The sequence below is a fragment of the Neisseria sp. P0022.S010 genome (genome assembly GCF_051956635.1).
Window position 1 is genome coordinate 1 of record NZ_JBQCXF010000197.1, and the last position, 5236, is coordinate 5236.

A 5236-nucleotide genomic window follows, 5' to 3' on the forward strand; every position below is an offset into this window, starting at 1 on the left:
ATTTGAATACTTTGCAGAAAATTGCTGAAGTATTGGAAGTTCCACCAGCCTTTTTTTTCAGTGATGATGAATTTTCTGTAAAAATTTTAGATTTATATAAGAATAATTAAGGTGTGTTGTGATGAGGCCGTCTGAAAAAATATTTTCAGACGGCCTTTTGTGTACAAAAGCTGTTAAAATCGAAGCTATAACCGTTTATCCGCAGGCATCTTATGAATCCCTTGATCTCCGACTTCCAAACTCAGCAACAACGTACTCCCGTCATCGTCGCCCTCGATTTTGCCAACGAAAAAGATACGCTCGGATTTGTCCGCAACCTTGATCCGACATTGTGCCAAATCAAAATCGGCAAAGAGCTGTTTACCGCGACGGGGCGCAGTTTGGCGGAAAGCCTGATTCATCAGGGTTTCAAACTCTTTCTCGATTTGAAATACCACGACATTCCCCACACCGTCGCGCAGGCGTGCAAAGTCGCCGCCGACATGGGCGTGTGGATGGTTGATATGCACGCATCGGGCGGCCGCCGCATGATGGAAGCCGCCGCCGAAGCCGTTGCCGGATACGGCACGAAGCCGCTCCTAATCGGCGTGACCGTGTTGACCAGCATGGAACAAAGCGATTTGGCGGAAATCGGTTTGAACATCGCCCCTGAAGAACAAGTCATCCGCTTGGCGAAACTGGCGCAAAGTTCGGGCTTGGACGGCGTGGTCTGTTCCGCCCAAGAAGCCGCGCCGCTACGCCGCGAATTGGGACAGGATTTTGTCTTGGTAACGCCCGGCATCCGTTTGGACGTTGCCGGCAACAACGACGACCAACGCCGCATCATGACGCCCGCCGAAGCATTGGCGGCAGGTTCGACTTATCTGGTGATGGGCCGACCTGTTACCCAAGCCGCCGATCCGGTAGCCGTATTGCGCGAAGTGAACTGCGTGGCGAACCTTGAAGCAAACTGATTTTCAGACGACCTTACAGGTTGAGGCCGTCTGAAAAAACACAACGGAGGCAATATGCCCACCAAGTTCCAACAAGAAACCCTCAAATCCCGTTTCGCACAAGCCAAAGTCCTGGTTGTCGGCGACGTGATGCTCGACCGCTATTGGTTTGGCGACGTATCCCGTATTTCGCCCGAAGCCCCCGTTCCGGTGGCGAAAATCGGACGTATCGACCAACGCGCGGGCGGAGCGGCGAACGTTGCGCGCAACATCGCTTCGTTGGGTGGCAATGCAGGGCTGTTGTCGGTAACCGGCGATGATGAAGCCGCCAACGCACTCGATGCGCTGATGGCGCAGGACGGCGTTACCTCCTATCTGATGCGCGACAAACAAATCGCCACCACCGTCAAACTGCGCGTCGTCGCCCGCAACCAGCAGCTTATCCGCCTTGATTTTGAAGAATCGCCTCATCGTGAGGTGTTGGAACAAATTAAGCATCAATATCGAGAAGTGTTGCCTGAATACGATGCCATTATTTTTTCAGATTACGGCAAGGGCGGTTTGTCGCATATTTCTGATATGATCGATTGGGCGAAACAGGCCGGTAAACCCGTTTTAATCGACCCGAAAGGCGATGATTACGAAAAATACGCCGGCGCTACGCTGATTACGCCTAACCGTGCAGAGTTGAAAGAAGTGGTGGGAAGTTGGAAAAACGAAAACGATTTGACCAAAAAAGCCCAGAATCTGCGCCGTCATCTTGATTTGACCGCTATTTTGTTGACCCGAAGCGAAGAAGGTATGACCTTGTTTAATGAGGGCGAGCCGATTTATCAGCCTACACGAGCCCAAGAAGTCTATGATGTATCGGGTGCGGGCGATACCGTTATTGCCGGAGTGGGCTTGTGTTTGGCCGCTGGTTATACCATGCCTGAAGCCATGCACCTTGCTAATACTGCGGCAGGGGTTGTCGTGGCGAAACTTGGTACGGCTGTTTGCTCGTTTGCTGAATTGACTAAGGCATTGGAAGAGTAATAATTGCTGTTTCAGACGGCCTTAAAACCTAAAGGCCGTCTGAAAATAGAGTTGGAAAATAATCTAGACAGACAAGTTTTTATTTTCAGACGGCATGATTTCTTCTTTAAGGCCGTCTGAAAAATCAAAATAAAGGAAATTCATTATGACCATTATCGTAACAGGCGCGGCCGGCTTTATCGGCAGTAACATCGTCAAAGCCCTCAACCAACGCGGCATTACCGACATCGTCGCCGTCGACAACCTGACCCGTGGCGAAAAATTCAAAAACCTTGCCGAGTGCGAAATCGCCCACTACCTCGACAAACACGAATTCATCCGCCAAGTGCGCGGCCATCTTCTGCCTTACGAAAACATCGAAGCCGTCTTCCACCAAGGCGCGTGTTCCGACACCATGAACCATGACGGCCTTTACATGATGGACAACAACTACCAGTACACGCTCGACCTCTTGGACTGGTGTCAGGACGAACGCATCCCCTTCCTCTACGCCTCCAGCGCCGCCGTGTACGGCAAAGGCGAAATCTTTCGCGAAGAGCGCGAACTCGAAAAACCGCTCAACGTGTACGGCTACTCCAAATTCCTGTTCGACCAAGTATTGCGCCGCCGCATGAAAGAAGGCCTGACCGCCCAAGTCGTCGGCTTCCGCTACTTCAACGTTTACGGACAACACGAACAACACAAAGGCCGCATGGCATCCGTCGCCTTCCACCATTTCAACCAATACCGCGAACACGGTTACGTCAACCTGTTCGGAGCCAACGACGGCTACGGCAACGGCGAACAAACCCGCGACTTCGTCAGCGTCGAAGACGTTGCCAAAGTCAACCTCTACTTCTTCGACCACCCCAACCTCTCCGGCATCTACAACCTCGGCACCGGCCGCAGCCAACAGTTCAACGAACTCGCCGCCTCCACCGTCAACGCCTGCCGTGCAGCCGAAGGCAAACCTGAAATGAGTTTGAAAGAGTTGGTTGAAGAAGAACTTATCCGTTATATCCCATTCCCCGATGCACTTAAAGGCAAATATCAGAGCTTTACTCAAGCGGATATCACCAAGCTGCGCGAAGCCGGGTATAAAGAAGAATTCTTGGATGTAAAACAAGGTGTCAGCCGTTACGTTAAATGGATGCTGGAGAACTTGGTTTAATAAATAGTACAGTAATGTTGTCTGAGAATAAAACCGACTTACCTGTTTGGGTAAGTCGGTTTTATTTTACTAAGATAGTATAAAAATTTAGTTGTATTCTTAGTGATCGGTAGTTGCAATACGGTTAATTTGCCAATCTAAAAATTGAGTGTAAACACTACCTCGTTCAATAAAAGGTATATCTTCAGCAGGTGGTTGGCTGATTTCAGCTTCTGCTGTTTGCAGCCCCTGATTATCCCAACGATGGAACTCCTGATTGTTTAAATTATAAAAACCATGTTTGGTGATTAAAACTTCAGGATTATAACCATAGCCACACCATGAAGAATCAACAGTAGGTGTAGTCAAATTACAACCGGTTTGATAATAAGGTATTTCTGATAGGCTAAGATTATATAACGTTGGCAAAATGTCTTTATGTGAGCCTGCCCGCTCAGGATGATATTCTGCATTGGAGCGGTAAGTAGGTGGAACATAAAGATAGAATGGTACACTGTGGCCAAGGGCAATTTCATTAGGTGCAGGATAACTGATTGCTCGCATATTATGGTCTCCAGTTGCAGCAATAATAGTATCCGGTGCAATAGATTTTGTATGACTAATGAAGCGTCCAAGTTGGTCGTTGCTATATCGGAATGTGTTAAAAATCTCATTCAATTCTTTTCCTGTTGCTAGACTGGAAAGTCGCTGTTTTTCTTGCTCAGTGAGATGAAAATCTTTAGTTGGGTTAGGTTTAGGTAATTGATATGGGGGGTGATTAGTTACTGATAGCATCATGACGAATACGGGGGTATTATTTTTTTTTGCTTGTTTCAACTCGTCTTCTGCATATCGGAACATAAATTCATCAGGTACTCCCCATGTGCTGGATTGGGCTTCAGGGTAGCGTGCTTTGATCGCATTTTCATCAATAATTTCATGTACACCCAAATGACGCAGAAAACTATCAAAATCACGCCACCCCCCATTACCGGCAGTGATATACACAATACGATATCCTGCATCAAGATATGGTTTAAACATGTTTCCAGGAAAAGTTTTATTTTTAGCAGCAGATTGGCTAAGGTTAAGGCGTGGGCTACGAATAAAAAAACGGTGTAGTGAGTCGCTAGTGCCATCACCCTCAGAGATAAAACGTGAATAAACCCAATCTTCTTTCCAATGTTTATCTAATTCACCTAATAGATCTCGTTCAGGCGTATTTAGAGAAAGCAAGTGAGTGCTCATACTTTCCATAACAGCAAATACAACGTTGGGCTTATGTTGTTCAACAATCAAATTTTTATTAGTTTGTGTAAATAAGCGATTTAAATTGGCATCAGCTTTTTGATTTTGTAGACGATTCATCAGTTCAATACCATCTGAATCGGTAACCTCGATAAAATTATTACTGTTTCGATGTTCTGCAAAAGCCCAATTTAAAGAAATTAGTGCATTGGGAACTAATTTATTTATTTGCGGTAAGGTTGAAATTTGCATGGAAGTTTGACGTAAAGGGAATTTACCAAACGAACCACGTATACCAATACTTAAGATTAAGATAGGTATCATTATGATAGCAACCCAAGTTGCTTTGCTTGTAGTAGTAGCAGAAAAAGAGTATCTGTTAATTTGGGAAAAACATTTCCAAAAAAGGGTTACTGCTATGGCTAAAGCAATTAATCCCCAAATAATTGGGAAATCGGACCAAATAGTTTTGAGTACGGCTACAGTATCTTCCTCTGCAAGACCAAAAATAAAAACATCGAATTGGCGTTCGTAGACTCCATAATAAAACCAATTCCCTATAGCCAGAGCAGAAACGATAGATAACAATACTGTAGACAATAGAGCTTGAATCCGTCCATATGCTACAACAGTTTTTGAATTTAATAAGCTGAATAATCCCAGTAAAAATGGTAATGCCGTTAATACAGAAGCAGCTTTGATATCAAATAATAACCCTTTGAGCATAAGCTGGATAATATCCTCGGAATAACGACTACGGATATCATCTGATAGATAATATTGTGACATTAAACACCGTTCAATAAAAAGAATTAGAACAGTGCAAAGCCATAATGAAAAAGAATTACATAGAATTTTTTTGTAGGTAAGTAGACGAGACATTTTTTAGATA

At 45.4% G+C, this 5236-nt stretch carries 4 protein-coding genes; 3 read left to right on the plus strand and 1 reads right to left on the minus strand.

All coding sequences use genetic code 11. The features are described from left to right. Positions 1–212: 212 nt before the first annotated feature. From pyrF to rfaD, 3 genes are all read left to right on the plus strand, one after another. On the plus strand, positions 213–953 hold the full coding sequence (gene pyrF, locus ACTHUT_RS13565; protein ID WP_250600129.1) for an orotidine-5'-phosphate decarboxylase: 741 nt from the start codon (positions 213–215) through the stop codon (positions 951–953). A 54-nt stretch (positions 954–1007) separates the two neighbouring features. Further along, positions 1008–1967: a D-glycero-beta-D-manno-heptose-7-phosphate kinase gene (gene rfaE1, locus ACTHUT_RS13570; protein ID WP_250600131.1), complete on the plus strand. Its 960-nt coding sequence runs from the start codon at positions 1008–1010 to the stop codon at positions 1965–1967. 145 nt (positions 1968–2112) lie between these two features. After that, complete coding sequence (gene rfaD, locus ACTHUT_RS13575; RefSeq protein WP_250600133.1) at positions 2113–3117, plus strand: ADP-glyceromanno-heptose 6-epimerase; 1005 nt, start codon at positions 2113–2115, stop codon at positions 3115–3117. A 99-nt stretch (positions 3118–3216) separates the two neighbouring features. On the opposite strand, the gene ACTHUT_RS13580 is transcribed toward rfaD, so the two are convergent. After that, complete coding sequence (locus ACTHUT_RS13580; protein WP_440418889.1) at positions 3217–5226, minus strand: LTA synthase family protein; 2010 nt, start codon at positions 5224–5226, stop codon at positions 3217–3219. Positions 5227–5236 lie beyond the last annotated feature (10 nt).

What these genes read in the sequence shown, in the direction of transcription:
- pyrF (WP_250600129.1), top strand. Translation starts at nt 213, where the DNA reads ATGAATCCCTTGATCTCCGACTTCCAAACTCAGCAACAACGTACTCCC.
- rfaE1 (WP_250600131.1), top strand. Translation starts at nt 1,008, where the DNA reads ATGCCCACCAAGTTCCAACAAGAAACCCTCAAATCCCGTTTCGCACAA.
- rfaD (WP_250600133.1), top strand. Translation starts at nt 2,113, where the DNA reads ATGACCATTATCGTAACAGGCGCGGCCGGCTTTATCGGCAGTAACATC.
- ACTHUT_RS13580 (WP_440418889.1), bottom strand. Translation starts at nt 5,226, where the DNA reads ATGTCTCGTCTACTTACCTACAAAAAAATTCTATGTAATTCTTTTTCA.